The 26,995-nt window shown below is 63.3% G+C and carries 26 protein-coding genes; 8 read left to right on the top strand and 18 right to left on the bottom strand.

Features of this window, described 5'->3' with window-relative positions; genetic code table 11:
• Nucleotides 1-64 precede the first annotated feature (64 nt).
• Nucleotides 65-319 (top strand): hypothetical protein, encoded by a 255-nt coding sequence (locus QA643_RS18105; RefSeq protein ID WP_283034439.1) that lies wholly within the window; start codon nucleotides 65-67, stop codon nucleotides 317-319.
• Nucleotides 320-732: 413 nt separating this feature from the next.
• On the top strand, nucleotides 733-1,623 hold the full coding sequence (locus tag QA643_RS18100) for a DUF1259 domain-containing protein (RefSeq protein WP_283034438.1): 891 nt from the start codon (nucleotides 733-735) through the stop codon (nucleotides 1,621-1,623).
• Nucleotides 1,624-1,639: 16 nt separating this feature from the next.
• On the opposite strand, the gene QA643_RS18095 is transcribed toward QA643_RS18100, so the two are convergent.
• The gene (locus QA643_RS18095) at nucleotides 1,640-2,866 is read right to left on the bottom strand and encodes an MFS transporter (RefSeq protein WP_283034437.1); all 1,227 of its coding nucleotides are present in this window, start codon (nucleotides 2,864-2,866) and stop codon (nucleotides 1,640-1,642) included.
• A 12-nt stretch (nucleotides 2,867-2,878) separates the two neighbouring features.
• Nucleotides 2,879-3,451 carry a hypothetical protein gene (locus QA643_RS18090; protein WP_283034436.1) on the bottom strand — a complete coding sequence of 191 codons (573 nt, stop codon included), beginning with the start codon at nucleotides 3,449-3,451 and terminating at the stop codon, nucleotides 2,879-2,881.
• Between the two features lie 379 nt (nucleotides 3,452-3,830).
• On the opposite strand from QA643_RS18090, the gene QA643_RS18085 reads away from it, so the two are divergent.
• From QA643_RS18085 to QA643_RS18075, 3 genes are read left to right on the top strand one after another with little or no spacing between them, the layout of a single operon-like run.
• Complete coding sequence (locus QA643_RS18085; RefSeq protein ID WP_283034435.1) at nucleotides 3,831-4,649, top strand: chromate resistance protein ChrB domain-containing protein; 819 nt, start codon at nucleotides 3,831-3,833, stop codon at nucleotides 4,647-4,649.
• On the top strand, nucleotides 4,649-6,046 hold the full coding sequence (gene chrA, locus QA643_RS18080; protein ID WP_283034434.1) for a chromate efflux transporter: 1,398 nt from the start codon (nucleotides 4,649-4,651) through the stop codon (nucleotides 6,044-6,046). The genes QA643_RS18085 and chrA overlap by 1 nt, the downstream gene beginning before the upstream one ends.
• Before the next feature lie 60 nt (nucleotides 6,047-6,106).
• Nucleotides 6,107-6,340, top strand: a complete 234-nt coding sequence (locus tag QA643_RS18075) for a hypothetical protein (protein ID WP_283034433.1) — start codon at nucleotides 6,107-6,109, stop codon at nucleotides 6,338-6,340.
• A gap of 35 nt (nucleotides 6,341-6,375) precedes the next feature.
• Here the strand turns inward: QA643_RS18075 and QA643_RS18070 are convergent, their stop codons facing one another.
• From QA643_RS18070 to rpoZ, 12 genes are all read right to left on the bottom strand, one after another.
• On the bottom strand, nucleotides 6,376-7,323 hold the full coding sequence (locus QA643_RS18070; protein WP_283034432.1) for a cation diffusion facilitator family transporter: 948 nt from the start codon (nucleotides 7,321-7,323) through the stop codon (nucleotides 6,376-6,378).
• A 158-nt stretch (nucleotides 7,324-7,481) separates the two neighbouring features.
• Nucleotides 7,482-9,737 (bottom strand): DNA topoisomerase IV subunit A, encoded by a 2,256-nt coding sequence (gene parC / locus QA643_RS18065; RefSeq protein ID WP_283034431.1) that lies wholly within the window; start codon nucleotides 9,735-9,737, stop codon nucleotides 7,482-7,484.
• A gap of 224 nt (nucleotides 9,738-9,961) precedes the next feature.
• Nucleotides 9,962-11,032: an acyltransferase gene (locus tag QA643_RS18060; RefSeq protein WP_283034430.1), complete on the bottom strand. Its 1,071-nt coding sequence runs from the start codon at nucleotides 11,030-11,032 to the stop codon at nucleotides 9,962-9,964.
• Nucleotides 11,033-11,129: 97 nt separating this feature from the next.
• Complete coding sequence (gene recO / locus QA643_RS18055; RefSeq protein WP_283034429.1) at nucleotides 11,130-11,879, bottom strand: DNA repair protein RecO; 750 nt, start codon at nucleotides 11,877-11,879, stop codon at nucleotides 11,130-11,132.
• Nucleotides 11,880-12,012: 133 nt separating this feature from the next.
• Entirely contained in the window at nucleotides 12,013-12,393 is a 381-nt protein-coding gene (locus tag QA643_RS18050) for a hypothetical protein (protein WP_283034428.1), read from the bottom strand.
• 131 nt (nucleotides 12,394-12,524) lie between these two features.
• A complete protein-coding gene (gene era / locus QA643_RS18045) occupies nucleotides 12,525-13,454 on the bottom strand; it encodes a GTPase Era (protein ID WP_283034427.1) in 930 nt (309 codons plus the stop codon).
• The gene (gene rnc, locus QA643_RS18040; RefSeq protein WP_283034426.1) at nucleotides 13,444-14,265 is read right to left on the bottom strand and encodes a ribonuclease III; all 822 of its coding nucleotides are present in this window, start codon (nucleotides 14,263-14,265) and stop codon (nucleotides 13,444-13,446) included. Before rnc ends, era begins: the two co-directional genes overlap by 11 nt.
• Nucleotides 14,262-15,020 (bottom strand): signal peptidase I, encoded by a 759-nt coding sequence (lepB, locus tag QA643_RS18035; RefSeq protein ID WP_283034425.1) that lies wholly within the window; start codon nucleotides 15,018-15,020, stop codon nucleotides 14,262-14,264. The genes rnc and lepB overlap by 4 nt, the downstream gene beginning before the upstream one ends.
• A gap of 283 nt (nucleotides 15,021-15,303) precedes the next feature.
• The gene (acpS, locus tag QA643_RS18030; protein WP_283034424.1) at nucleotides 15,304-15,723 is read right to left on the bottom strand and encodes a holo-ACP synthase; all 420 of its coding nucleotides are present in this window, start codon (nucleotides 15,721-15,723) and stop codon (nucleotides 15,304-15,306) included.
• Nucleotides 15,720-16,484 carry a pyridoxine 5'-phosphate synthase gene (locus tag QA643_RS18025; protein WP_283034423.1) on the bottom strand — a complete coding sequence of 255 codons (765 nt, stop codon included), beginning with the start codon at nucleotides 16,482-16,484 and terminating at the stop codon, nucleotides 15,720-15,722. The genes acpS and QA643_RS18025 overlap by 4 nt, the downstream gene beginning before the upstream one ends.
• Before the next feature lie 149 nt (nucleotides 16,485-16,633).
• Nucleotides 16,634-18,931, bottom strand: a complete 2,298-nt coding sequence (locus tag QA643_RS18020) for a bifunctional (p)ppGpp synthetase/guanosine-3',5'-bis(diphosphate) 3'-pyrophosphohydrolase (protein ID WP_283034843.1) — start codon at nucleotides 18,929-18,931, stop codon at nucleotides 16,634-16,636.
• A gap of 284 nt (nucleotides 18,932-19,215) precedes the next feature.
• A complete protein-coding gene (gene rpoZ / locus QA643_RS18015) occupies nucleotides 19,216-19,608 on the bottom strand; it encodes a DNA-directed RNA polymerase subunit omega (RefSeq protein WP_024512695.1) in 393 nt (130 codons plus the stop codon).
• A gap of 352 nt (nucleotides 19,609-19,960) precedes the next feature.
• Here rpoZ and QA643_RS18010 point away from each other — a divergent pair, with 352 nt between their 5' ends.
• Both QA643_RS18010 and QA643_RS18005 read left to right on the top strand, forming a co-directional pair.
• Nucleotides 19,961-20,593 carry an NYN domain-containing protein gene (locus QA643_RS18010; protein WP_283034422.1) on the top strand — a complete coding sequence of 211 codons (633 nt, stop codon included), beginning with the start codon at nucleotides 19,961-19,963 and terminating at the stop codon, nucleotides 20,591-20,593.
• 144 nt (nucleotides 20,594-20,737) lie between these two features.
• Nucleotides 20,738-21,391: a uracil-DNA glycosylase gene (locus QA643_RS18005; RefSeq protein ID WP_283034421.1), complete on the top strand. Its 654-nt coding sequence runs from the start codon at nucleotides 20,738-20,740 to the stop codon at nucleotides 21,389-21,391.
• A gap of 175 nt (nucleotides 21,392-21,566) precedes the next feature.
• On the opposite strand, the gene QA643_RS18000 is transcribed toward QA643_RS18005, so the two are convergent.
• The 4 genes from QA643_RS18000 to dapA form a co-directional block, all read right to left on the bottom strand.
• A complete protein-coding gene (locus QA643_RS18000; RefSeq protein WP_283034420.1) occupies nucleotides 21,567-22,142 on the bottom strand; it encodes a peroxiredoxin in 576 nt (191 codons plus the stop codon).
• A gap of 113 nt (nucleotides 22,143-22,255) precedes the next feature.
• On the bottom strand, nucleotides 22,256-22,729 hold the full coding sequence (smpB, locus tag QA643_RS17995; RefSeq protein WP_283034419.1) for an SsrA-binding protein SmpB: 474 nt from the start codon (nucleotides 22,727-22,729) through the stop codon (nucleotides 22,256-22,258).
• A 15-nt stretch (nucleotides 22,730-22,744) separates the two neighbouring features.
• Nucleotides 22,745-23,158, bottom strand: a complete 414-nt coding sequence (gene mscL, locus QA643_RS17990; RefSeq protein ID WP_283034418.1) for a large conductance mechanosensitive channel protein MscL — start codon at nucleotides 23,156-23,158, stop codon at nucleotides 22,745-22,747.
• A gap of 44 nt (nucleotides 23,159-23,202) precedes the next feature.
• Nucleotides 23,203-24,093 carry a 4-hydroxy-tetrahydrodipicolinate synthase gene (dapA, locus tag QA643_RS17985; protein ID WP_283034417.1) on the bottom strand — a complete coding sequence of 297 codons (891 nt, stop codon included), beginning with the start codon at nucleotides 24,091-24,093 and terminating at the stop codon, nucleotides 23,203-23,205.
• Nucleotides 24,094-24,386: 293 nt separating this feature from the next.
• Here dapA and QA643_RS17980 point away from each other — a divergent pair, with 293 nt between their 5' ends.
• Nucleotides 24,387-26,618 (top strand): lytic transglycosylase domain-containing protein, encoded by a 2,232-nt coding sequence (locus QA643_RS17980; protein ID WP_283034416.1) that lies wholly within the window; start codon nucleotides 24,387-24,389, stop codon nucleotides 26,616-26,618.
• Nucleotides 26,619-26,995: the final 377 nt, after the last annotated feature.

The following is a 26,995-nucleotide window of genomic DNA, read 5'->3' as shown; positions in this document are numbered from 1 at the left end:
GCCGGAATCCGAGTTCCGGTGGTTTCGAGGCCCGAAATGGAGCCTCCAGGCTCTGGAATTGGTGATGAAGGAAGCGATCCGCTTACGTGAACTGGAAGCCGAGTGCCGGCAACGCGCGCTGAGCGAACCCGACAAGAAATGGTATTGGCTGGCACAAGCCGCCAAGTACCAGGTGCAGGCAAGCCAGAAGCTCGCCTTTCTTTCGGAAGAGGCTGGCGCGCCCCGCACGCCGGAAATCAAGCTGGCGCAATGGTCGCACGTCCGCGACGAGCGGCGCGTGATGGACCCCCTCCCCGACGGACGGAAGTCGCCCTGGTAGTTGCGCGAGCCGTGGTTCACGGTGATCTGCCCTTCAATGCTGAAACCGGAGAACAAATGATCCAACCTCCATGGATCAATTGAAAGTGAGCGCGCGGTCGGCTTCTGGGAAAGTCATCCAGTAACGCGCTCGAAATAAAGACTTTCGCGCCGTTCTCGTCGCACCCATCGCAACCGCCGTCGCGTGACTGCGTTGACAGCCCGCTTTAGTGTGGCTGAATACAGCCATGGGGATTTGCGATCTCCCCACGAGGCGTCATGCCCAAGTATCGCGTCCCGGTTTCCCGGAGGCGCATGCGCATGCCCGAACACCTTCCCCTCACATACGAAAATCAACGCTTGGCCGCGCTGCGTCATGCCTCGCTGGAACTTTGTGAGGCGCGACCGAATATGGGGCGCAAGAAGGAGAACACCATGAAACAGTCGCTTACGCTACTGGCGCTCGGCGCTGCGCTGCTGCTGTCACAGGCCGCCCGCGCCGATGCTATTGATTGGAAGAAGGTAGACGCTGCTCTCGGGAAGACCGCCACCGTAAGCGGCGACGTGCATCGTTACGGACTGCCGCGATCCGATCTGCACGTCACGCTGGACGGCGTCACCATCAAGCCGGCGCTAGCGCTCGGAGGGTGGATCGCTTTCGCGCCCATGCAGGGACAGGCCATGCTGATGGGCGACCTGGTGCTGCTGGATACGGAAATCACGCCGGTCATGACCAAATTGCTGGACAGCGGGCTGGACGTCAGCGCGATCCACAATCACATTCTCCGCGCCTTTCCCGCGACCTTTTATATGCATGTTGCGGGGCACGGCGACCCTGAAAAAATAGCGACCGCAATCCGCGCGGCGCTTTCGTCGGCGAGCAAGACGCCCTTCGAACCACCTGCCACCACCGCCACCGCAGCACCGGCAATTGATCTCGATACCGCCGGCATCGACGCTGCAATGGGTGCCAAGGGCACCGTGAATGGTGGTGTCTACCAGTACGGCATTCCGAGGCGCGATCCGGCCAAGGAAAGCGGAATGCAGGTCACTGCCGCTCTCGGCGGCGCGAACGCCATCAACTTTCAACCGACCGGCGGCGGCAAGGCCGCCATAACAGGCGATTTCCTCGTGACCGGCGACGAGGTCAATCCCTTGATCCGGGCGCTACGCGCAGGAGATATCGAGGTCACCGCGATCCACAGCCACATGCTTGCAGAAGAGCCGCGCATGTTCTTCGTGCACTTCTGGGCCAATGACGACGCTCTGAAACTGGCGCGCAACGTTCGCACCGCGCTCGACAAGACAGACGTCGCGCATCATTGAAGGTTTCGATCGACCGCTAGCGCTTTTCCTCCGGCGGCTTGATATGGCGGAACGAGAACAATAGCGCCAGGTCGTAGGCAATCTTGAGCGTGCCGCAGACCACCAGCGGCAGCCCGGTAAACGACGTCATCAATAGCGCGCCCGAGATCGCCGGGCTGATCGCCGACGCCAGGCTGCGCGGCACGGCGGTGAGGCTCGCGGCTGCCGGCCGTTCGGCCGGCGTCACCACCGCCATGACATAGGACGTGCGGGTCGGCACATCCATCTGCGACAGCGCTGCGCGCAACAGCAACAGCCCGAGCGCCACATAGAGGTTCGGCGCGAACGCCGCCAGGATCAAAAAGATGCTGGAGGGAATGTGCGTGAACACCATGGTGTTGACGAGGCCGATGCGCTTCGCGATCCAGGCAGCGACCGGATAGGAGAACGCGCTCAGCGTGCTCGACCAGAAGAAGAACAGTCCGGCCGCCGACAGTGACAGATCGAAGCGCTCGAGCAGCCAGAGCACCAACAGCGATTGCGCGACAAAACCGCCGGCAAAGGAGTCGATGCTGAACAGCGCCGCGAGCTTGTAGACCGTGGCGCGCGACGGCCCGAGCGGGGTTTGCGGCGCCCTCTCTTCGCCCTGCGTATGCGGCATATAGCGATAGAGCGCGGCGCAGATAATGCCGAGCGCGGCGTAAGCATAGAACATCAGGCGGAACGCGGAGAGCTGCGTGCTGCCGCCTGCGACGAGGAAATCGGGCAGCGAGGCCGCGAGCGATCCGGCCGCGGTGCAGAGCGCACCGATCAGGCTGTAGCGCGCAAACACCTGCGTGCGGCGCTCGTCGGCAGCGCTATGCGCCAGCACCGCATGCTCGAGCGGCACCAGCATGCCGAGATCGCCGCCGGAAGCATTGATCGTGCCGATGAAGGCGACCAGCGCGATGAGTAAAAAGTGCTCGACGGCGGGAAAGGCGATTCCGGTCACTGCCATCAGGCTGGCGCCTGCGATCAAGAGCGGCCTCAGGTCATGGCGCGGCGCGATCCACCCCGTGATCAGCGTCAGCAGCGCGGTGCCAAGCAGCGAGGCCGTCGCGACGATGCCGACCGCGACGGCGTCGTAACCCAGCGCAGTCATGTAAGCCGGCAGGATGATGACGGCAAAACCATCCCCGAAGCCGCGCAGGCCACGCGCGACATAGAGCAGCGAGATCAGCGTGTTTCCGGCTGAAGCCTTCGTTTCAGTCGCGAGTTCGGTCATCCCAGCATTCCGTTAAGGCAAGACTGTCATCTTCACCTGATCGAAGCGCGTCACGCTGTCGGCCTTGGTCCACAGCGCCACGCCGCCGGCCTTGGCAAAGGTCTTGTCGGTTGCACTGAACAATTTCCTGCCGTCAAAGGAAACTGTGAAGCGATTGCCCTCCGCACGCAGGCCCAGCGTGTGCCATTGATTCGGCGTGACCCTCAGATTGGCACCATCCAGTTGTTCGCGCCGGCCGTTGACGACGCGATAGAAGCGAACGTTATCTTCCAGCGCATTGGCGCGGGCGACGTAGTAATTGTCGGGATCCAGCAGTCGCACGGCGATGCCACCGGCCTGGTCCGTCTTGCCGGCCACGGCCTTAAACCGGACCTCGACGTCGACATTGACAGCCGACAGGCCCTCGTGGATCGCCAACGGAAATCGGTAATCGGTGCGGTCGGTACTGGTCTGCTCGATCACCTTTCCCGCTGAAGACGTTGTGTCCGGTGTGACGGTCCATTCGCCTTCGCGGCCCTGGCCGGTCCGCGCGAACGAAAATCCGACCGGGGGCGATCCCGGCGTCATACGATCGATGGCTATCATGGTGGTGGCTCCTGTCTCGGCGGTCGCGGACAATGGCGCGAACGCAAGCATGCACGCGAGAAGGAGAGCGTCCGGATATGGTCTGATAATTTGAAAAAATTTCGGCTTGTTTCCGTCCATGCGCCATCCTCGACACGTCGAGTGTGCGCAGAGCTTGGACGGCGACCGTCTGACGGGGAGCCTGCTTTGTCCCCGATACGTTTGAAGTTAGGACCGAACGTCAGGTTTCGCAAGCGCTCTTGCGTGTGATGGCGGAACCGTGATGCGCCGTTGACAGCGGGAGCAGCCGGCGGCTAATAGAAGGCCATGGGGGCTTTGCGATCCCCCCACGAGGCGACAAGCCCAAGTATCGCGTCCCGTTTTTCACGAGGGCGCAGCCATGTCAGCCTACACCACTATATCCCCAGACAAGCTTGCAAAGTTGATCGGCACGGCGAGTATGCCGGCCCTGATCGACGTTCGTACCGACGAAGATTTTGCCGCCGACCCGCGGCTGATCCCCGGCGCCATCAGGCGCAGTCATCAGGACGCCGGCGAGTGGAGCGGCAATTTCTCCGGCAATTCCGCGATCGTTGTTTGCCTGCGCGGCGCCAAACTCGCGCAAGGTACCGCGGCCTGGCTGCGGCACGCCGGCGTCGCCGCCGAAACACTCGAAGGCGGCTTTGAGGGCTGGAAGGAGGCCAAGCTTCCGCTGCTCAATACGTCCAAATTGCCGCACCGTGATGCCAAGGGCCGCACCGTCTGGGTGACGCGCGCCCGACCGAAGGTCGACCGCATCGCCTGCCCCTGGCTGATCCGCCGCTTTGTCGATCCGCATGCGGTGTTCCTGTATGTCGCGCCTTCCGAGGTCATCGCCGTCGGCGATCGTTTCAACGCTGCGCCCTTCGATATCGAGAACGTGTTCTGGAGCCACCGCGGCGAGCTCTGCACCTTCGACGTCATGATCGAGGAATTTGGCCTTGCCACGCCGCCTTTGCTGCGGCTCGCGCAAATGGTACGCGGCGCCGACACCGGACGGCCTGATCTATCGCCGGAGGCGCCCGGCCTGCTCGCCGCTTCGCTCGGCTTGTCGCGCATGTTCGACGACGATCTCGAGCAGCTTGAAGCCGGCATGATGCTCTACGACGCGTTCTACCGCTGGTGCCGCGACGCGTCAGGCGAAACGCATAACTGGCCGACCAACAAGGCGAAGCCGTGATGGACGCCACAGTGCAAAAGACGATCGATGCCGGCGCAAGCCGGCATCTCGATCACGGCATCAGTTTTGGTGAAGCCTTCCGCGTCTGGCTGCGGATCGCCCTGCTCAGCTTCGGTGGCCCGGCCGGACAGATCGCGGTGATGCACCGCATCCTGGTCGAGGAGAAGAACTGGATCTCGGAGAGCCGCTTTTTGCATGCGCTGAACTACTGCATGCTGCTGCCGGGGCCCGAGGCGCAGCAGCTTGCGACCTATATCGGCTGGCTCTTGCACCGGACCGCGGGCGGCATCATGGCCGGCGGGCTGTTCATCCTGCCCGGCATCATCGCCATCATGGGCCTCAGCTATATCTACGCGGCCTACGGCAATGTCGGCTTCATCGAGGCGCTGTTCTTCGGCCTCAAGGCGGCCGTTCTCGCCATCGTGATCCAGGCGGTGGTTCGCGTCGGCAAGCGTGCGCTGCGCAACCGGGTGATGATCGCGCTCGCGGCCATCGCCTTTGTCGCGATCTTCTTCTTCGGGGTGCCATTTCCCCTGATCATCGTGGCCGCCGCCTGCATCGGCTTCGTCGGTGCCCGGCTTGGCAGGCCGGAATTCGCGGCTCTGGAACATGGCGGAAAGAATTCTGCCATCATCGACAGCATGCTTGGCGAAGGGATTCCCGAACATGTTCGACCGAATACGTCGCGCATGCTGCGGGTCTTGGCCGTCTGGCTCGCCATCTGGCTCGTTCCCGTCTTTGCGCTCCTCATTGCGCTGGGACCGAACGATGTCTTCAGCCAAATCGCGATATTCTTCAGCAAAATGGCGATGGTGACATTCGGCGGCGCCTACGCTGTGCTGGCCTATGTCGCGCAGCAGGCCGCCGAATACTACCACTGGGTCACACCGCGGGAGATGCTCGACGGCCTCGGCATGGCGGAGACCACGCCCGGACCTCTCATCATGGTCGTTCAGTTCGTCGGCTTCATGGCGGCATTCCGCGAAGCGAGCGGGCTGTCGCCCATGCTCGCCGGCACTCTCGGCGGGTTGCTGGCGACCTGGGTGACCTTCGCACCCTGCTTCCTCTGGATCTTCGTCGGAGCGCCCTACATCGAGGCGCTGCGAGGCAACAAGGCGCTGGCCGGCGCGCTCTCGGCGATCACCGCGGCGGTCGTCGGCGTGATCCTCAATCTGTCGATCTGGTTCGCGCTACACACTGTGTTCCGACAAACCTTTCCGGTTCAAGGATTCGGCCTGTCGTTCGACGCGCCCGTGCTGGCCAGCATCGACCTGCCGGCGCTCGTCCTATCGATAGCGGCGGCAACCGCAATCTTCCGCTTCAGTATTGGGATGCTCGTCGTCCTGGCCGCTTCATGCAGCATAGGCATCCTGCTGCGGTCGATTGGCATCATCTAGGGGAACACTGCGGAGTAGAGCGGACTTCACCTGGGCAGAGATATAACCAGGAGCACGAGCATGCGCACACGGAGGATCTTTGAGGCAACCATCTGGCTGACGATCGCGGCGGGACTATCACCCGTTTATGCCCTGACGCAGGAGGAACTCATCGCCAAGATTCAGGCGGCCGGCTACTCGCAGGTCAGCGACATCAAGTCGACTGCCGAAGGTACGACCGCCAAGGCGATGAAGGACGGTAAGGAAGTGCGGCTCGTCGTCGATAGCAGCGGCCAGATCAAAGAGCGAAAGTAAGGCATTCCCTAATGCGTGTCGGTGCACAGGCGGGACTACACCCGTTCGGCCGGTGCTAACTTGCAGACCTCGGCCGCGGCTTCGATCTGCAACGTGGCGTGGTGGATGTTGAAACGGTGCGACAGTTGCTCGCAGACGCCATGCAGGAAGGCATCGTCCGTTCCACCCGGCCGCACAAGATGCGCGGTCAGCGCGGTCTCATTGGTGCTCATGGCCCAGACGTGGAGGTCGTGCACCTCGATGACGCCTTCCAATCCGCCGAGATAGTCCTTCACATCCGAAAGCTCGATGCCGCGCGGCACGCCGTCGAGCGCGAGGTTGACGCTGTCGCGCGCCAGGCCCCAGCCGCTCCAGAACACCACGGCCGCAATAACGAGGCTGATGGCGGGATCGAGCCACAGCCATCCCGTCACCATGATGACGAACGCCGCCACCACCACGCCGAGCGAGACACCGGCGTCCGCCGCCATGTGCAGATAGGCGCCGCGGATGTTGAGATCGCCGTGGCGGCCGCGCATGAACAACAGCGCCGTGAAACCATTGACGACGACGCCGAGTACCGCGACCACCACGACCGTCCAGCCCGCGACCGGCGCCGGGCTATAGAGCCGGTTGACCGCCTCGACCGCAATGCCGCCGACCGCCACCAGCAGCAAGCCCGCATTGAACAGCGCCGCCAGGATCGAGGCGCGCCGATAGCCGTAAGTATGCCGCTGCGTCGGCTGCTTCTGCGCCAGCCAGGCCGCGGCCCATGCCAGCAGCAGCGCGACCACATCGGAGAGATTGTGGATGGCGTCGGAAATCAGCGCCAGCGAGTTGGCGGCATAGCCGAAGATCAGTTCGGCAATGACAAAGCCGGTATTGAGCGAGGCGCCGATTGCAAACGCCCAGCCGAAATTGTCGGGCGCATGGCTGTGGCCGGCATGACCATGGGAATGGCCGTGGGCGTGAGAGTGAGCGTGATGAGAGTGATCCTGCGCCATTCCGCCTCGATGAATTTGGACGGCGACTTATATAACGCGCGGAATCTCGAATACTATTACAGGAGCCGTAGGGTGGGTTAGCGTAGCGTAACCCACCGACAGACGTGCCGCGTATCGAGACCTTGGTGGGTTACGCCTTCGGCTAACCCACCCTACATTTACTCCACGCCGCGCAAGAACTTGTTCGACTTCGGCAGGCCGTGCGCGAGACGGCCGGCGTCGGCGCGGTTGCCGCGCCAGTCGGCCAGATCCTTGGCGCTCATGCTCTGCTCGCGGCCGGCCGAATCCTTCCAGGTCAGGCCCGCCTTGAGCTCGAACACCGCGACATCCGACAGTTTCGCGCTGGAATACTTTTGCAGGCGCACGCCGCGGCCGCGCGCCATCTCCGGCACCTGCTCCAGCGGGAACAGCACCATCTTGTGGTTGGTGCCGATCGCCGCCACGGTGTCACCCTGCACGGTCGCGATCGCGCAGGCCTCCGCCGGCATGGTGACGTTAAGCACCTGCTTGCCCTTGCGGGTATTGCTGACGCAGTCTTCTTCCTTGACCACGAAACCCTGACCTTCGCTGCTCGCGACCAGGAACTTGCGCTCGCCCTTGTTGACGAACAGCGAGACGATCGCCGCGTCCTGCTCGAGATCGATGAACATACGGATCGGCTCACCATGGCCGCGGCCACCCGGCAACTTTGCAACATCCAGCGAATAGAACTTGCCGTTGGTCGCGAACAGCAGCAGTTTTGACGTGGTCTCGGCGAAGAAGGCGTGGTCGAGCTTGTCGTCGGTCTTGAAGGTAAGGCCCGAAATATCCTCGACATGGCCCTTGAGCGTACGCACCCAGCCCTTCTCGGAGATCACGACGGTGACCGGCTCGCGCTCGACAAAGGCTTCCTCGATCGCCGCGAGATCATGCTCGGGCGCGTCGGCGAACTGGGTGCGGCGCTTGCCGAGCGGCGTCTTCGGCCCAAAGATGTCGCGGACCTTGCGGACCTGCTCGCCGACCTTGGACCATTGCTCGGCTTCCGAGCCGAGCAGCGACTTGATGCCCTTCAACTCGTTGCGAAGATTCTTGTCCTCGGTCCGGATTTCGAATTCTTCCAGCTTGCGCAAGGAGCGCAGGCGCATGTTGAGGATGGCGTCGGCCTGGACTTCCGTGAGCTTGAACGCCTTGATCAGCGCCGGCTTCGGCTCGTCCTCGGTCCGGATGATCTTGATCACCTTGTCGATGTTCAGATAGGCGATCAAATAGCCGCCGAGGATCTCGAGGCGGTTCTCGATCTGGGTCTTGCGGTAGTTCGAGCGCCGTACCAGCACGTCGCGCAGATGGTCGAGCCATTCGCGCAGGCATTCGGCAAGCCCCACCACCTTGGGGATCTTGCCCTTGATCAGCACGTTGAGGTTCAGCGAAATCTTGCTTTCCAGCTCGGTGAGCCGGAACAAGGATTCCATCATCAGCGCCGGATCGACCGCGCGGGATTTCGGCTCGATGATCAGCCGGATGTCCTCGGCGGATTCGTCCCTGACGTCGCCGACCAGCGGCAACTTCTTCTCGTTCAGCAGCTCGGCGATCTTCTCGACCAGCCGCGACTTCTGCACCAGCCACGGGATCTCGGTGATGACGACGACCCAGGTGCCGCGCGCGCCCTCCTCCTGGACCCATTTGGCCCGGGTGCGGAACGAGCCGCGCCCGGTCATATAGGCTTCGGCGATGCTTTCCTTGGAATCGACGATGATGCCGCCGGTCGGGAAATCCGGACCCTTGACCCATTTCAGCAGCGACTTCGATTTCGCCTCGGGCTTGTCGATCAGATGCAGCGCCGCGTCGCAGAGTTCGGCGACGTTGTGCGGCGGGATCGAGGTCGCCATGCCGACCGCGATGCCCTGCGCGCCGTTGGCGAGCAGGTTCGGGAAGCCGCCGGGCAGAACCACCGGCTCCTTGCTCTGGCCGTCGTAATTGGGACGGAACTCGACGCCATCCTCATCGATGCCCTCAAGCAGAAGCCGCGCGACCTCGGTCATGCGGGCTTCGGTGTAGCGGTAGGCGGCCGGGTTATCGCCGTCGATATTGCCGAAATTGCCCTGGCCATCGACCAGCGGGTAGCGCGAGGCGAAGTCCTGGGCGAGACGCACCATGGCGTCGTAGATCGCCTGGTCGCCGTGCGGATGGAACGAGCCCATCACGTCGCCGACGATTTTCGCCGATTTCTTGAACGCCGTGCCGGGATCGAGCCGGAGCAGGCGCATGCCATAGAGGATGCGCCGGTGCACCGGCTTCAGCCCGTCGCGGGCGTCCGGCAGGGCACGGTGCATGATGGTCGAGAGGGCGTAGGCGAGATAGCGCTCTTCCAGCGCATCGCGCAGCATCACCTCATGGATTTCGGCCGGCTCTTCCGGCGGCAGCTGTCGTTTTCCCATGGGGAGGGGTTAAACGCTGCCGGCAAATCCGGCAAGATGCGAATGGGGCCCGTCGCCCCTGCGAACACAGGGGCCCATAACCACCAGTGTTTGTGGCGAAAAATGGCTGGCGCCACAGCTTCAATCGATGGGCCGCGGCGTACGGGTCCCTGCGTTCGCAGGGACGACGGCCTCAGGCAGATGAGGTGATTCGCGCCCGGTGCCGCCTCAAGGCCTTGCTCGCCTCAATTCGCGCGTTGATCGCTGGGCAATACCCGCAGCGGCAGTTCGCTGCGGGATGCCCGTGCCGACTGCAGCCGATTCATGGCCGGCAGTTCCACGAACTTCCAGGACAGCCAGGCCAGCGGCGTCACGGCAACGACGGACAGCACAAAGGCGGCGATAACGATGAGTGTTACCGGCACGGTTTCGAATTGGGCCATCGAATTGACCACCAACCGGCCCGCTCCCCACAACGTCAGCGGATGCAGCAAATAGAAGCTGTAGGAGATCTTGCCATAGAATCTGACCACGGCGACGTCGAGCGGCGCGAACGTCGTGGCACCGGCACGCCAGGCGATCAACATCACCAAGGTCGCGGCCGACAGGCATTGCACCAGCAGCGTCCACGTTCCCGTCGGCTTGAAGAAGGAGCAACCGCAGAACACGGCGACGGAGGCGATCGCGCTCAGTGTGACCGCAGCCGGTGTGAGCCTTGCGGCAAGGTCCCCGCCCCTGAAATGCACGAGAATGCCGACCGGAAAAGCAAACAGCAGCGCAAGGTTGGTATCGTCGCCAATCGACTTGGAGAATTGACCGACAAAGGCAAGCCCGAACAGCACCAGGGTCATGGCAACAACCGCCGACGTCCCGTGTCGCCGGAACAGCCAGACGCAGAAAATGATCAGCGGGGTGGCGGCCACCTCCGCCTTCATCGACCACATCACCAGATCGATATCGACGCGCAACATCAGCATGTTGGCGACGACGTTGAGCGGTTCAAACGATGCCTTCGGATACAGGCTGAAGCCGGAGCAATAATAAACCGCGACAAATATCGCGACCGTCACGATCGCCGCCGGGTAAAGCCGGAAGACACGGGCGACCACGAAACGAGCGATGTCAAAATTTTTGTCCAGTGATCGGGCCAGCACAAACCCGCTGATGACGAAAAAGGCCACGACCGCCCCGTAGCCATTGCTCAACGCCTGGATGGTGAACAGGCCAGTCCGGTCCACGACGCTGCGCCCTGGCAATTCGACGAAGGAGGACGACACGTGCATGAGTGCGACCGCCAGTGCGGCGATGCCGCGCATGGATTCAATGCGGGGGATGAATTGTGATTGACGGATAGGGGGCACGCGGGCGGGCACTGGATGGACGTCTGAATTTGAGGTTTCTTTAGCCCAGTACTCAGGGCTGCGCCAGCCGCGCCCGCTGCCGCGTCACCGCGTTGATGAACCCGCCCCGCGCATCCGAATGGCCCTGCCCGCGCGGTTCCAGCACATGGCGGAGCAGGAAGAGGCCGGTCAGCCGAAAGCCGTCCTGCAGGTCCTGGTCCGACCAACTGTTCGCGCCGCCCTCGCCTTCGCGCAGGAACGGCGGCAGACGCAACAGGCGCTCGCGGTAGGGCTCGCCGGCCCGCCGCGACACTGCACCGCCGGATTTTGGCGAGACGTAGATCAAATCCGTGGTCTCACCGGTGGCGGCACAGTTTTCCAGATCGAGCCCGAAGCCGAGCTCAGCTAGCATCGCGAGCTCGAACCGGATGAGGTGAGCCGCCGCGCCGCCGGCGTCCTCAAAATCGTCGAGCGTGCGGTCGAGCATTTCATAGATGTCGTCGTGCGGGTCGCGCTCCGGTAATAGCCGCGCCAGCGAGGCCAGATGGGTGACGCCATAGACGGCGTGGGAGGATGCCAGCAGCGTCGCCGCGCGCAGCCGCGTGCCTTCGATGGCGTAGGTGCCGAGATGCTCATCAAGCCGCGCCCGCCACACGGCGGTGACGTTGTTGCCGGGCTGCAGCAATGGCCGCATCCGCGACGAGGCCCCGCCGCGCACCAGGCCGAGATGACGGCCGTGCTCGCGCGTCAAGAGCTCGACAATGGCGGAGGATTCGCCATGCCGCCGCACGCCCAGCACGATGCCTTCGTCGGTCCATTCCATGGGAGGAGTTTAGCGGATTTGGGTGGAGAGCGCAGCGGCCTCTCGATCGTCATTCCGGGGCGCATCGCAGATGCGAACCCGGAATCTCGAGATTCCGGGTTCGATGCTTACGCATCGCCCCGGAATGACTGAGCTAGGCGTTAAACCACCCCACCGCGTCGCCGGTGAACGAGTAATACAGCCCCATCGCCGTCAGCGCGCAGGAAATGATCTCGATGCCGCTGTCGAACTGCAGGCCCTTCTCGCCGATGATCTGCACGAGCGAAATCACCGACAGCACGAGGGCTGCAGCCAGCACCCAGCGCGGCCAGTTCTTGCGGCCCTGGGCCGCGAGGCGGACGAAGTAGACCAGCAGCAGGATCAGGCCAGCCGCCATCAGCGTTCCGGTGTTGATCATCTGCTCCGTCATCTTCGCCGTCGGCGTACGGTCCTGAAAGGCCACCGACACGGCATCCAGCGTCAGCGACAGGTACAGCAGGACCTCAAACCAGACCACATTGCGGGGTACGTTCATCGTGCCTGTTCTTGGTAATTGGCGGCTCTTGTTCTAGCCCGTCATTGCGAGGAGCGAAGCGACGAAGCAATCCACCTCACGGCTTGTGGAGCTATGGATTGCTTCGCTTTGCTCGCAATGACGGTTCCTCATCATTCCCTGGGGAATTCCAGCCCCATTTCCCGGTAGCGGTCGGGGTCGTCGCCCCAGTTCTCGCGCACCTTGACGAACAGGAACAGGTGCACGGGCACGCCCAGAATTTCTGCGATCTCCTTGCGCGAGTCGGCGCCGATCGACTTGATGGTGGCGCCGCCCTTGCCGAGCACGATCTTGCGCTGGCTTTCGCGCTCGACAAAGATCGTCTGCTCGATCCGCACCGACTTATCCTTGCGTTCGGTCCAGCTGTCGGTCTCGACGGTCGATTGATACGGCAGTTCCTGGTGAAGCTGGCGGTAGATCTTCTCCCGGGTGATTTCCGCCGCCAGATGCCGCAGCGGCGCATCCGACATCTGGTCCTCCGGATAGTGGAACGGGCCCGGCGGCACGCTCTTCGCCAGCGTCTTGCGCAGGTCGTCGACGCCGTCGCCCGACAGCGCCGAGATCATGAAGGTGTGCTCGAACTTCATGCGCTCGTTGGCGGCCTGCGCCAGCGCCAGAAGTTTTTCGCGCGGGATCAGGTCGATCTTGTTCAGCACCAGGATCTTTGGATGCGCGACCGTCGCGAGCTTGGTAAGGATCGCCTCGGCCTCCTCGTCGATCCCGGCCTTGGCATCGAGCAGCACGCAGACGAGGTCGGCATCATGGGCGCCGCTCCAGGCGGTGGACACCATGGCACGGTCTAGCCGCCGCTTCGGCGAGAAGATGCCGGGCGTATCGACCAGGATCACTTGCGCGTTGTCTTCGATCACGATGCCGCGGATCAGCGCGCGCGTGGTCTGCACCTTGCGCGAGACGATGGTGACCTTGGAGCCGACCAGCGCATTGACCAGCGTCGATTTGCCGACATTGGGGGCGCCGATCAGCGCGACGAAACCGCAGCGGGTCTCGGCGGGCGCGGCTTCAGGTGAGGCTTCAACTGTCATTGCTGCCGCCGGCAACGCCTTCGCGTTCGATCATGACGGAGGCGGCAACCTTCTCGGCCGCGCGCTTGGAGCCGCCGACCCCCTCGGCGGGCACAAGGCCCGGCAGGTCGACGGCGACGCGGAACTGCGGGTCGTGATGCGGGCCGGTGCGCTCGATCTCGCGGTAGACCGGCGTTGGCAAGCCCTTGCTCTGGGCCCATTCCTGCAGCACCGTCTTGGGATCGCGCAGCGGCCGGCGCGGCTTGCGCATCCGCTCCAGCCAGTTGCGCTCGACGAACTGGGACGCCGCGGCATAGCCGCCGTCGAGATAAATCGCTCCGATCACCGCCTCGCAGATATCGCCGAGCACGGATTTGCGCAGCCGCGCGCTCGCCCCCGCCCCGACCACGCCGAGCTTGATGTCCTCGAGCAATCCCAGCGATTTGGCAACGTCGGCGCAGCTTTCCTTGCGCACGAGATCGGCCAGCCGTTTCGACAATTCGCCCTCATCGGCCCGCGGATAGGCGCGGTACAGCATGTCGGAGATGATCAGCCCGAGCACGTGATCGCCGAGAAATTCCAGCCGCTGATAGCTGTCCGCGCGGTGGCGCGTCGCGGGCTTCAATGCCGAGACGTGGGTAAAGGCCGTCGTCAGCAGCGCGGGATCGGAAAAGGTGTAGCCGATGCGGCCCTCGATCGCGGCGGTGGCCGCTTTGGCCGCCGCCTTGCCGCGCTTCCTCTTTTTCGGCGCAGCCGTAGCGGCGGCATCGGCCTGCGGGCCCGCCTCGCCTGGGGTCGCCGTATCGGGAATGGTCGCGGTCTCGTCGTTCATCGCACGATGGAGAATAGGCGATTCCAGCGCACCGCAGTCGGCCAGCGCCAGAACATCCAGGCATGTTCGCCTTCGGCAATCGAGAAGAAGATCATCTGCGCCCGGCCGACGATGTTCTCGAACGGCACATAGCCCACCGCTGACAGCACCCGGCTATCGGTCGAGTTGTCGCGGTTGTCGCCCATCATGAAGAAGTGGCCGGGGGGCACGGTATAGACGTTGGTGTTGTCGTAGAAGCCGTTGTCGACGCAATCGAGCGTCTCATAGCTGACGCCGTTCGGCAGCGTTTCCTTCCAGCGCTTGACGCGCGCGGTGGCGTCGGAACCGCAGGGGTCCTCGCCGATGAAGTCGGTAAGGCGCTCGCGCTTGACCGGCTTGTCGTTGATGTGGAGCAGGCCTTCCCGCATCTGGATGCGGTCGCCCGGCAGGCCGATCACGCGCTTGATGTAGTCGGTGGAATCGTCCTTCGGCAGGCGGAATACGACAATGTCGCCCCGGTTCGGCTCCGAGCCAAAGATGCGGCCCGAGAACAAGGGCGGCGACAGCGGAATCGAATAGTGGCTGTAGCCATACGAATATTTCGAGACGAACAGGTAATCCCCCACCAGCAGCGTCGCCTTCATCGATCCCGAGGGGATGTTGAACGGCTGGAACAGGAAGGTGCGGATGACGAGCGCGATCAGGAGAGCGTGGATGACGACGCGGATGGTTTCACCCAAGCCGCTTTCAGATTTTGTGCCGGATGTCACGCTCATCGCTTTCCCAATTCCCGCGGGCCCTGGCCCACACGGTGGCAGAACGTTTTCCGCGCGCGAATCGGCTGCAACGTTCGCGTCAGGAAAACGATCTTAATACCTGATGTTGAGGGCCAATTCCGGCGCAAACCAGAATCGGCCCTGGCTCGAATATATCGTTGGCGGCGTTTTAGACGGTTGTTGGTGGGCGCGCAATCAAGCGCATCGTCAAAACTTTATAACCAATTGAAAAATCAACGAGTTTTAGTTTTGTCCCAGTTCCCGGCGCAAACGCCCGCGCGCCTCATGATTTGCCGGGGGCGACCGCCGAAATTATGACAAAGGCCTGCGCCAGCGGCCAATCGTCGGTGATCGACAGATCGATCCGCGCTTCCAGCCCCTCCGGCGTCAGCGCCTCGAGCCTCGCCAGCGCGCCGCCCGTGAGCTTCATGGTCGGACGGCCTCCCGGCAGGTTCACCACCCCCATGTCCCGCCACCAGACCCCGCGCCTGATACCGGTGCCGAGCGCCTTGGAACAGGCCTCCTTGGCGGCGAATCGCTTGGCATAGGTCGCGACCACCATCTTTTCGCTGTTGGCGCGGCGCGCCGCCTTGGCGCGCTCGGCGTCGGTGAAGATGCGGTCGAGGAAGCGGTCGCCGTGGCGCTCGATCACCTTGGCCACCCGTGTGATGTCGATCAGATCGGAGCCGATGCCGATGATCATGCGTGTCCTGCGATTTTCCCGCGGCCACGGTCCATCGCGGCACGCATCTGCCGCACGGTCTCGCCCAGGCCGACGAACAGCGCCTCCCCCATCATGAAATAGCCGATGTTGAGTTCGGCGATCTCCGGCAGCGCCGAAATCGTCTCGGCCGTCTCGTAGTCGAGGCCGTGGCCGGCATGGACCTCCAGCCCGGCGGCGCGCGCCAATGCGGCACCCTCCACGATCCGCTGCCACTCGGCCTCGGCCTTATCAGCGTGGCCGTCGACCACGGCGTCGCACCAGCCGCCGGTGTGGATCTCGATCACGGGTGCGCGCAACTTGGCGGCCATCTCGATCTGGCGCGGGTCGGCGGCGATGAATAGCGACACCCGGATGCCGGCGTCATTGAGCCGCGCGATGAACGGCGCCAGCGCGTTATGCTGGCCGACGACATCGAGCCCGCCCTCGGTGGTGAGCTCTTCGCGGCGCTCCGGCACCAGGCATACCGCATGGGGCTTTGTCGCGAGCGAGATCCGCAGCATGTCCTCGGTCGCCGCCATCTCGAAATTCAGCGGCTTGGAAATTTCGGCCTTGAGGCGGGCCATGTCGGCGTCGCGAATGTGACGGCGATCCTCGCGCAGATGCGCGGTGATGCCGTCGGCGCCCGCCGCGATCGCCGCAAGCGCGGCGCGCACCGGATCCGGCCGCTCGCCGCCCCGCGCATTACGCAAGGTGGCGACGTGGTCGACATTGACGCCGAGGCGCAGCGGGGGGACGGACATAATTAGGGCTCGCAGCAATTCTGTTGAGTTATCCCTCATCCTGAGGAGCGCGAAGCGCGTCTCGAAGGATGTGGGCCCTACTGTGGCCACATGGTTCGAGACGGCGCAAGTGCGCCTCCTCACCATGAGGAGCAACAGCACGTGAACGGCTACCCATTGACCCGCTCGACCTTGGCGACGACGGCCTTGGCGCGCAATTGCGCGATAATTGCGCTGAGATGCTTGAGGTCATAGACCTCGAGATCGATGGTCAGCTCGGTGAAATCGGGCGAGCGGCGCGACATGCTGATATTGTCGATATTGCCATCATGTTCGGCGATCACGGTGGCGACCTGGGCGAGGCTGCCGGGCTCGTTGACATTGTGGACCAGGATGCGCGCCGGGAAACGCTGCGGCATGGTCTCGTCGATATCCCAGCGCACGTCGAGCCAGCGTTCCGGCTCCTCCTCGAAATCCTTCAGCGCCGGCGACTGGATCGGATAGATCGTGATCCCCTCGCCCGGCGTGACGATGCCGACGATGCGGTCGCCCGGCACGGCGCCGCCGTTCGGTGCAAACTTCACCGGCAGATCGGAATTGATGCCGCGCACCGGGATGACCGAGGCAGCGCGCGCCGGATGCGGCGGCTCCGACTTCAGCTTCAATTTCACCGCGAGGCTCTTCTTGGCGGCCCCGTACTTCACCAGCCGCTCTTCCTTGTAGTCCGGATACATCGCGCGCGCGACATCGGAAGCCTTCAGTTCGCCGCGCCCGACGGAGGCCATCACGTCCTCGATCGAGGCGCGCGCCAGCCGCGGCAGCGCACCCGTCAGCTTGTCGTCGGCATATTCGATCTTGGCGCGGGCAAACAGGCGATCGATGATGCGGCGGCCGAGGCCGGCATATTGGTCGCGCACCGCGGTGCGGGTGGCACGCCGGATCGCGGCGCGGGCCTTGCCGGTGACCGCCAGTGATTCCCAGGCCGACGGCGGCGCCGACTGCGCCTTAGAGGTCAAAACTTCGACCTCGTCGCCGTTCTGCAGCTCCGACGACAGCGGCGCGAACTTGCCGTTGATCTTGCAGCCGACGGCCGAATTGCCGACGTCGGTATGCACGGCATAGGCGAAGTCGATCACATTGGCCTGGCGCGGCAGCGCGATCAGCTTGCCCTTCGGGGTGAAGCAGAACACCTGGTCGTGGAACAGCTCCAGCTTGGTGTGCTCGAGAAACTCCTCCGGATTGGCGCTTTCGGAGAGGATGCCGACGGTGTGACGGAGCCAGGCGAAGGCGTTGGATTCGTGCTTGAGCCGCTCGGTCGGCGAGCCCATGCCTTCCTTGTAGAAGGCGTGCGCGGCGATGCCGAACTCGGCGATCTGGTTCATCTCCTCGGTGCGGATCTGCAGCTCGACGCGCTGATTGCCGGGACCGATCACGGTGGTATGGAGCGAGCGGTAGTCGTTCTGCTTCGGCGTCGAGATGTAGTCCTTGAAACGCCCCGGCACCACCGGCCAGGTGGTGTGCACGACGCCGAGCGCGCGATAGCAGGCCTCGACGTCGGTCAGGATGATGCGAAAGCCGTAGATGTCGGACAATTGCTCGAAGCCGACCGATTTGCGCTCCATCTTGGTCCAGATCGAAAACGGCTGCTTGCGGCGGCCATAGACGCGCGCGGCGATTCCGTTGTTCTGCAGGTTCTTGGACAGCTGGCTTTCGATCTCGCCGATCAGGTTGCGGTTGCGCTCGGCGAGCGCGTCGAGCCGCTGCTTCACCACCGCATAGGCTTCGGGGTCGAGCACGTGGAAGGACAGATCCTCCAATTCCTCGCGCATCTCATGCATACCCATGCGGCCGGCGAGCGGCGCATAAATATCGAGGGTCTCCTCGGCGATGCGGCGCCGCGAGGCGTGCGGCACGAATTCCAGCGTGCGCATGTTGTGCAGGCGGTCGGCAAGCTTGATCAAGAGCACGCGGACGTCGTCGGCGATCGCCAGCAGCAGCTTGCGCAGGTTCTCGGCCTGCTTGGCCTCGCGCGAGACCAGCTCCAGCCGCTTCAGCTTGGTGAGCCCCTCCACCAGCGCGCCGATCTCGTGGCCGAAGATGTTGTCGATCTCGGCGCGCGTCGCCTCGGTATCCTCGATCGTATCATGCAGCAGAGCGGCGACGATGGTGGCGTCGTCCAGCTTGAGGTTGGTCAGGATCGCCGCGACCTCGAGCGGATGAGAAAAATAGGGATCGCCGGAGGCGCGCGTCTGCGTGCCGTGCGCCTTCATGGCGTAGACATAGGCGCGGTTGAGCAGGTCTTCGTTCGTATCGGGGTTGTAGGAGCGGACGCGTTCGACCAGGTCGTATTGCCGCATCATGCGCGAACGCGGCGATTTCGGCTTCTCCGCCACGGGCGAGCTCGGCGCGACCGCGACCCCGCCGGTTGCGGCCTGCATCTGCCGGGAGCTGCGGCGCCAGTACGCCATCACTTCACTGCCTTCTTCCACCAAACCCGAACCGGGTCCCGCCATAGGCGTATCTAATGCGTTTTCGAACGGCGTTGCACGCCGCTTGGGCCGCCAAACGGTTCAATTTCGCTTGGGCCTGCGGCCATCGAAGGCCCTACCCGCCGGCTAAGTCCGCCGATTTCGGCCGCGCCGCACAAGGACGCATTGTAACCACCAAAATGTCAACAAAAGCAAAGGCCCGGACGGATGTCCGGGCCCTTGGGCAGATCGGCAGTTCAGAAAGGTCCGGAACCGGTCCGTACTTATTCATCTTCCTCGGGCTGCTCTTCCGGCGGCGCCAAGCCTTCGAGACCCTTGAGGAGCTCTTCCTCGGTCATGCGTTCGACCGCGACCTCGGTGTCGTCAGCGTCGACGCTGGCACCGGCCGAGCCGATCAGAGGCACGGTATCGGGCTCTGGCTCGTCGACCTCGACGAACTTCTGCAGCGAGTGAACCAGTTCCTCGCGCAGGTCTTCCGGCGAAATCGTGGAATCGGCGATTTCCCGCAGCGAAACGACCGGATTCTTGTCGTTGTCCCGGTCAACCGTGAGTTGTGACCCGGACGAGATCATACGGGCGCGATGTGCCGCCAGCAACACCAGGTCGAACCGGTTGTCGACCTTATCAATGCAATCTTCCACGGTGACGCGCGCCATAGACTGTCGCTCCGTTAATGGGGCCAAATATGTCAGATATGGCCGCTAGTTATAGTGGCAAGGGCGGTTTCGCAAGACCAAATTTGTGATTTGCGTTCCCAAGGGGCTCTGATACCCCAGTCAGGGGCCAGACGGGCCGGAGCGTCCAGACGCGGCGAGGTTGCCGTACAGGGCAAGTAAATCTCTTCATTGCACTGTCAAAAGTATAGGTTTTTCGCCCTCGCCTCACCATAATTGCAGTGGTGACTGTCGTGGGGCACGATTCACCGAACTTTAGGCAACAGAACCGGAAAGTGCGCGCGGTCGTTAGCCGCTGCGCTAGAAAAGCGAACCACAACGTGAGAACCATTTGATGTCACCAGCTTCCAACAAGATTGCGCTCTTCATTGATGGCGCCAACCTCTACGCAACGGCCAAGACGCTCGGTTTCGACATCGATTACAAGCGCCTGCTCAAGGAATTTCAGAGCCGCGGAACGCTATTGCGTGCATTCTACTACACGGCGATCATTGAGGATCAGGAATACTCCTCGATCCGCCCGCTGATCGATTGGCTGGACTACAACGGCTACACCGTCGTCACCAAGGCGACCAAGGAATTCATCGACGCTTCCGGCCGCCGCAAGGTGAAGGGCAACATGGATATCGAACTCGCCGTCGATGCCATGGAACTCGCCGAGCATGTCGACCAGATCGTGCTATTCTCCGGCGACGGCGATTTCCGTTCGCTGGTCGAAGCGGTACAGCGCCGCGGCGTTCGCGTTACGGTGGTGTCGACCATTTCAAGCCAGCCGCCGATGATCGCCGACGAGTTGCGTCGCCAGGCCGACGTCTTCACCGATCTCGTTGAACTGCAGTCCAAGCTCGGCCGCGACCCCTCCGAACGCCCCGCCCCGCGCGAGCCGCGCCATCACTCCCCGCAATTCCTGCAGCGTGCCACCACCGTGGCGCCGCGCGGCGCCGCCGACGACGATTTCGACGATTGAGAATAGGCCATTACGCTGCTAGAGCCTCGGTTCTGATTGAATGCAGAACCGGGGCTTTTTGTTTTGGGGTGCATCGCCGGCGCAAGCCGGTGTTCGTCCCGCTCCGATCCGCGGCAGGCTGCCTTTCGAAAGCACTTTGGATCCATGACCAGCCTGCCCGTCCCTGCCGAAGCTGAACCCGATCACGACTGCCCGCTTTGCCCGCGGCTCGCCGAATTCCGCGCCGAGGCGCGCGCCAAGGAGCCGACCTGGCACAACGCCCCGGTCTCTTCGTTCGGCAACGCAACCGCTCGATTGTTGATCGTCGGCCTGGCGCCGGGCCTGCAGGGCGCCAACCGGACCGGACGTCCCTTCACCGGCGACTATGCCGGCGACCTCCTGTACGCGACCTTGCTCGAATACGGCTTTGCCGAGGGCACCTACCAGGCGCGACCGGATGATGGGCTGAAGCTGGTCGATTGCCGGATCAGCAATGCCGTGCGCTGCGTGCCGCCGCAGAACAAGCCGCTGCCAATCGAGATCAACACCTGCCGGCAATTCCTGGCGACGACGATTGCGACCATGCCAAAGCTGCGCGCGATCGTTCTGCTCGGCCGCATTGCGCATGATACGACGCTGAAGGCGCTTGGCCTGCGCGCTGCTGCCGCTCCGTTTTCGCACGGTGCCGTACACAAGACGGATAATTTCAGGCTCTACGACAGTTATCACTGCTCGCGCTACAACACGAACACCGGCGTGCTGACGCCAAAGATGTTTCGCGAGGTATTTGCGAAGGTGCGCAAGGATCTGGATTCGTGAAACGAAATTGGCGTTTGCGCCGCTGCCCGCCCGCTCTCGCCTAACCCACCTCTGCCAGACCACATCTTGAGGAGCGGCGTTTGCCGCGTCTCGAAGGATGAATGGCACCAGGGGGGCCGCATGGTTCGAGACGGCGCTCCGCGCCTCCTCACCATGAGGGTTTGAGAGCGAGCGTTTAAGCGGGATTTTCCCTCAACCACGCCAGCACGTCGGCGGCGTTACGATCGGGTGGGAATACCGGGTAGAACACGTGGCGGATGCGGCCGTCATCGATGATCAGCGCGAGCCGCTTGATCAGCGTCAGCCCGGCGACTTCCATGGTCGGCAGGCTCAGCGCAACCGTCAGCTCGAGCTTGGCGTCCGACAGCACCGGGAACGGTAGATGCAGCCGTGAAGCCATCTCGGTCTGATAGGCATTATCCTGCGTCGAGAGGCCGAACACCTGCCTGGCGCCGGCGGCTTTCAGTTCGGCAAAGAGGTCACGGAACGAGCAGGTTTGCGGCGTGCAGCCGCGCGCGCCGGGGATCATGTCCCAATCATCGACCAGACTGATCTTGCCGGGCTCTCCTGTGCGCGGATAGGCGAACACCACGGTCCGGCCGGGTAGCTCGGATAGCGTCACGGCACTATCGTCGGTGGCCAGCAGCGTCACCGGCGGGATCGCCATGCCGAAGAGATGCGCCGCGCCGCCGTCATCTTCCGGCGCAGGGATCTTGCTCCAGTCGACTTCGAACAGGTTTTTCTGGTTCATCTTCTGCCTCGTCAAACCCACGTGCTGTAGGATGGGTAGAGCGAAGCGAAACCCATCATCCCTCCCCGCAAGGATTCGATGGGTTTCGCTGTGCTCTACCCATCCTACGCTCCCTATCCCCGCGCCCGCATCAGGCGGCCTTTTTCGCGGCCCCAGTCGCGTTTCTTTTCGCTCTCGCGCTTGTCGTGCAGCTTCTTGCCCTTGGCGATCGCCAGCAACAGCTTGGCCCGGCCGCGCTCGTTGAAATAGAGTTTTAGCGGGATCAGCGTCATGCCTTCGCGGTCGACCGCGCCCATCAGCTTGTTGATCTGCTTGCGGTGCAGCAGCAGTTTGCGCGGGCGCTTCGGCTCATGGTTGAAGCGGTTGGCCTGCAGGTATTCCGGGATATTGGCGTTGATCAGCCAGATCTCGCCGTTCTTGGAATCCGCATAGGATTCCGCAATGGTGGTCTTGCCGTTACGGATCGACTTCACCTCGGTACCGGTCAGTGCAATGCCGGCCTCAATGGTGTCGTCGATCGCGTAATTGAACCGCGCCTTGCGGTTTTCGGCGACGACCTTGATCGGGCGCTCGTTCTTTTCCGCCACGTTAGCTCTTCTTTATTAGCTCTTCTTGAGGAGATCGCGGATCTCGGTCAGCAGTTCTTCCTGCTTGGTCAATTTGGGCGCCGCGGGAGCGGTCTCTTCCTTGCGCTTGAACTGATTCATGGCACGGATCACGATGAACAGCACGAACGCGATAATGAGGAAATTCAGCGTCAGCGTGAGAAAATTGCCCCACGCGAGCACCGCGCCTTGCTTTTTGGCATCCGCCAGATTGTTGGCGGTCACCGTCTTCGCGAGTGGCGTGAAGTAGTTGGAGAAATCAAGACCACCGGTGATCGCACCGATGATCGGCATGATCACATCACCAACCAGCGAATTCACGATGGCGCCGAAAGCCGCGCCGATGATGACGCCGACCGCGAGGTCGACGACGTTGCCCTTCATCGCGAATTCGCGGAATTCCTTCAGCATGTTGGCTCCCCCTCTTCGTCCCTGGGGCGAAGACCGTGCAGCCCCTAATTGATCAGGCCGGCATGCACCATGGCGTCGCGGATCACCTTGCCGGTTGGCGGCGTCACGTTCATCAACGGCAGACGCACTTCGTCATCGATCCGCCCCAGCAGCTTGAGGCCGTGCTTGGCTCCCGCAAGGCCGGGCTCCTTGAAGACGGCATCATGCAGCGGCGTCAGGCGATCCTGGATCTTCAGGCCGGTAGCGAAATCACCCTTCATGACGGCTGACATCAGGTCGGCGCACAGCTTCGGCGCCACATTGGCGACCACCGAGATGCAACCATGTCCTCCTGCCGCCATATAGGCCAGCGCGGTCATGTCCTCGCCGGACAGCTGGATGAAATCCGGCCCCATCGCATGGCGCTGCTGCGACACCCGGGCAAGATTGGCGGTGGCGTCCTTGACGCCGGCGATGTTCTTCAACTCGAACAGCCGAGTCATGGTCTCGACCGACATATCGACGACGGAGCGCGGGGGGATGTTGTAGATGATGATCGGGATCCCGATCGCGTCATTCACCGCCTTGAAATGCTGATACATGCCTTCCTGGGTCGGCTTGTTGTAGTAGGGCGTCACCACCAGGACGGCATCGGCACCGGCCTTCTCGGCGTGAACAGCAAGGTCGACGGCTTCGCGCGTCGAGTTCGAGCCCGCGCCGGCGATGACAGGCACGCGGCCTTTCGCCTCATCGATGCACATCTCGACGACCCGATGATGCTCGGCATGGCTCAGCGTCGGGCTTTCGCCGGTGGTCCCCACGGGAACGAGGCCGTGGGACCCCTGCTCGATCTGCCAGCTTATCAGACCCCGGAAAGCGGCCTCGTCGAGCGAGCCGTTTTTGAATGGCGTGACCAAGGCGGTGAGCGATCCCCGGAACTTTGTCTTGGCTGCCATGGACTTCCTCCAAACGCTTAAGAAACGGCACGGCCGAAACTGGATTTCAATTCATATCGGGTCTGACGAGCGGGCGAAAGGGGCCGTGCCGCAGGGCGCTAGCGCTTTGTTTCGACGCCTTTTCTCGGCTCCGGCCCAGATCGCCTTCCGCTTTGGGGGCCAGTAGCCGCGATTTTGCCGCGGTGATGGCGCAAACAGGACGGCCGCGACGTTTTTAGCATTTTGTCCACATATTCGGTCGAATAGACCTATGGCCGGGTCGATTGAATGATTCGCTGCCGCAGAGGAAAGCCGTGACCCTTCCCGTCCGCGCCGCCGCATTGCGATCGACCGCGTTGGCCACCAGCGTCGCGCTGGCGGTTGGGTTGACCGCCTTCCCTCTGGAAGCCTGGGCCAAGCCAAAGGTTCCACTGCCCAAGCCGCGACCGATCGCGCGCAACGTCGTTCCCAAATCCACTAGCCCCGGCAACGCGCCGCCCGCTCACACCGCGACGGCGGCCCGTGCCCCGACCGCAGCACCGACGCCCGCGCCGCCGGTGCTGGCGCCTGCCACGCGCCAGCACGCTGCCTTGCCGCCGCCGCGCAAGCATATAGCGCCAGCCGCGGTCGCGGCGACGACGTCGACCTCGCAGGCCGACAAGGACGCGCTGGAAAACGTCATCGAGCTCCTGCGCAAGCAGAAGGCCGGCGACGCCACGCAGGTGCAGGCGACCATTTCGGACCCGGTCGCCCGCAAGCTCGCGGAATGGCTGATCCTGCGCAGCGACAACAACAATGCCTCGGTGGAACGCTACCGGGCGTTCGTCTCCGCCAATCCGAGCTGGCCGTCGCAGATCTTCCTGCGCCGGCGCATCGAGGCCGCGCTGTGGGACGACCGCCGCGAGGATGGCGCGGTGTGGTCGTGGTTCGAAAACGATTCGCCGATCTCGGCAAAAGGCAAGTTCGCGCTGGCCAAGGCGATGATCGCGCGCGGCGATCGCGCCAACGCCGAGCGATTGGTCCGCGAGGCCTGGCGTCACGACGGCATGTCGGAAGACACCGAGAGCGCCGTGCTCGACACATTCGGTGCGCTGCTGACCGCGGGCGACCACAAGGCACGAATGGAATCTCTGCTGTATGGCACCGAGCAGGAAGCCGGCGGCATGCGCGCCGCGAAACGGCTCGGCTCCGGCCATGTCGCGCTCGCCAAGGCGCGCATTGCGGCCAACAAGAAGGCCTCCAACCTCCGCGCCCTGCTTGAGGCGGTGCCGCACGAATTGCACGGCGAAACCGGCTATCTCTTCGCCAGGATCCAGCTGCTTCGCCGCGAGGAGAAGTTCACCGAGGCCGCCCAGCTCATGCTGAGTGCGCCGAAAGATCCGAACCGCCTGCACAATCTCAACGAATGGTGGATCGAGCGGCGGCTGTTGGCGCGCAAGATGATCGACGTTGGCGAGCATCGCAACGCCTACCTCATCGCGCGGGATGCCGCGCTGCCGACGCGCGACATCTACAAGACGGAGGCGGAATTCACCGCGGGCTGGATCGCGCTGCGCTTCCTGAAGGACCCGGCGCTCGCCGCCCAGCATTTCGCCCGTATCGGCGTCGGCAGCGCCAATCCAACCGCGCTGGCGCGCGCCGGCTATTGGCAGGGCCGCGCGGCGGAGGCGGCTGGCCGCAGCCAGGAAGCCCGCGCAGCATATGGCCGGGCGGCTGAACAGTCGACCAGCTATTACGGCCAGCTCGCGCGCGCCAAGCTTGGCCTGCCGCAGCTCGAGCTGAACGGCGTGCCGCGGACCCGCGGCGCCGACCGGCTGGAGATCGTCCGCGCTGTGCAGTTGCTCTACGAGCTCGACGAGCGCGAGCTTGCGATCCCGATCTTCAGCGACATGGGCGAGAACGGCGATCCGGAAGCGCTGGCCGGGCTCGGCGAGCTTGCCGCGCGCCACCATGATGCCCGCGGCATGCTGCTGCTCGGCAAGGCCGCGCTCAACCGCGGCCTGCCGTTCGACCACTACGCCTATCCGGTCACCGGTATTCCGTCATTCAAGCAGATCGGCCCCGAGGTCGAGCCGAGCGTCGTCTACTCGATCGCGCGACAGGAAAGCGCGTTCAATCCGGCCGTGATCTCGCCGGCCCAGGCCTACGGGCTGATGCAGGTGACGCCGGATGCCGGCCGCTATGTCTGCAAACGCGCCGGCGTCAGCTTCGACCTTCAGCGGATGAAGACCGATTCGGTCTACAACGCCATGCTGGGCGCCGCCGAGCTCGGCGGCCTGCTCGAGGACTACCGTGGCTCCTACATCCTCACCTTCGCCGGCTACAATGCCGGCCGCGGCAGCGTGAAGAAATGGATCGAGCGTTATGGCGACCCGCGCGATCCCAAAGTCGATGCCGTCGATTGGGTCGAATTGATCCCCTTCTCCGAGACGCGCAACTACGTGCAGCGGATCATGGAGAATCTGCAGGTCTATCGCGCACGCTTCGGCGGCGGCTCCAAGCTCCAGATCGAAGCCGACCTGCACCGCGGCGCCAGCGTCGAATAGCGGTTTTCAGGCAAGGCCGGGCCGGCCCGAATTCGCCATGGCCGAAAGCGCGGTGGCCGCCTTCGCACAAATAATGCACGCCTTCGCCTGAAACCCGATCAAAGCATTGTTTATATTAAATTATTTCGAGCGCCCCCGGCGAGTTCCCAGCACTGCAGCAATCTCGCACCCATTATAGAGTGAGAGTGTTCGAAACTGGACCGGTGCAGCAGGGGTTCCGCGAGGTGCGGCAGTACCCAACTTGCAAGCGAGCATTGCGTCCGATTAGAGCCGCCAAGTCTAGGGATGCCCAATCAGGGGGCGAAATCGGACCAAAATGGCGGAATCCAGTGTGTCTCGGAATTGGATAACCGGCATCGAGCGCCGATGCCCTGGCG

It is taken from the genome of Bradyrhizobium sp. CB3481 (assembly GCF_029714305.1).
Classification (GTDB): domain Bacteria; phylum Pseudomonadota; class Alphaproteobacteria; order Rhizobiales; family Xanthobacteraceae; genus Bradyrhizobium.
This window is presented reverse-complemented; position numbering and strand designations above follow the sequence as displayed.

Coding starts and splice junctions, on each gene's coding strand:
- QA643_RS18105 (WP_283034439.1), top strand. CDS start 65: ATGAAGGAAGCGATCCGCTTACGTGAACTGGAAGCCGAGTGCCGGCAA.
- QA643_RS18100 (WP_283034438.1), top strand. CDS start 733: ATGAAACAGTCGCTTACGCTACTGGCGCTCGGCGCTGCGCTGCTGCTG.
- QA643_RS18095 (WP_283034437.1), bottom strand. CDS start 2,866: ATGACCGAACTCGCGACTGAAACGAAGGCTTCAGCCGGAAACACGCTG.
- QA643_RS18090 (WP_283034436.1), bottom strand. CDS start 3,451: ATGATAGCCATCGATCGTATGACGCCGGGATCGCCCCCGGTCGGATTT.
- QA643_RS18085 (WP_283034435.1), top strand. CDS start 3,831: ATGTCAGCCTACACCACTATATCCCCAGACAAGCTTGCAAAGTTGATC.
- chrA (WP_283034434.1), top strand. CDS start 4,649: ATGGACGCCACAGTGCAAAAGACGATCGATGCCGGCGCAAGCCGGCAT.
- QA643_RS18075 (WP_283034433.1), top strand. CDS start 6,107: ATGCGCACACGGAGGATCTTTGAGGCAACCATCTGGCTGACGATCGCG.
- QA643_RS18070 (WP_283034432.1), bottom strand. CDS start 7,323: ATGGCGCAGGATCACTCTCATCACGCTCACTCTCACGCCCACGGCCAT.
- parC (WP_283034431.1), bottom strand. CDS start 9,737: ATGGGAAAACGACAGCTGCCGCCGGAAGAGCCGGCCGAAATCCATGAG.
- QA643_RS18060 (WP_283034430.1), bottom strand. CDS start 11,032: ATGCGCGGCATCGCCGCACTGGCGGTCGCACTCATGCACGTGTCGTCC.
- recO (WP_283034429.1), bottom strand. CDS start 11,879: ATGGAATGGACCGACGAAGGCATCGTGCTGGGCGTGCGGCGGCATGGC.
- QA643_RS18050 (WP_283034428.1), bottom strand. CDS start 12,393: ATGAACGTACCCCGCAATGTGGTCTGGTTTGAGGTCCTGCTGTACCTG.
- era (WP_283034427.1), bottom strand. CDS start 13,454: ATGACAGTTGAAGCCTCACCTGAAGCCGCGCCCGCCGAGACCCGCTGC.
- rnc (WP_283034426.1), bottom strand. CDS start 14,265: ATGAACGACGAGACCGCGACCATTCCCGATACGGCGACCCCAGGCGAG.
- lepB (WP_283034425.1), bottom strand. CDS start 15,020: ATGAGCGTGACATCCGGCACAAAATCTGAAAGCGGCTTGGGTGAAACC.
- acpS (WP_283034424.1), bottom strand. CDS start 15,723: ATGATCATCGGCATCGGCTCCGATCTGATCGACATCACACGGGTGGCC.
- QA643_RS18025 (WP_283034423.1), bottom strand. CDS start 16,484: ATGTCCGTCCCCCCGCTGCGCCTCGGCGTCAATGTCGACCACGTCGCC.
- QA643_RS18020 (WP_283034843.1), bottom strand. CDS start 18,931: ATGGCGTACTGGCGCCGCAGCTCCCGGCAGATGCAGGCCGCAACCGGC.
- rpoZ (WP_024512695.1), bottom strand. CDS start 19,608: ATGGCGCGCGTCACCGTGGAAGATTGCATTGATAAGGTCGACAACCGG.
- QA643_RS18010 (WP_283034422.1), top strand. CDS start 19,961: ATGTCACCAGCTTCCAACAAGATTGCGCTCTTCATTGATGGCGCCAAC.
- QA643_RS18005 (WP_283034421.1), top strand. CDS start 20,738: ATGACCAGCCTGCCCGTCCCTGCCGAAGCTGAACCCGATCACGACTGC.
- QA643_RS18000 (WP_283034420.1), bottom strand. CDS start 22,142: ATGAACCAGAAAAACCTGTTCGAAGTCGACTGGAGCAAGATCCCTGCG.
- mscL (WP_283034418.1), bottom strand. CDS start 23,158: ATGCTGAAGGAATTCCGCGAATTCGCGATGAAGGGCAACGTCGTCGAC.
- dapA (WP_283034417.1), bottom strand. CDS start 24,093: ATGGCAGCCAAGACAAAGTTCCGGGGATCGCTCACCGCCTTGGTCACG.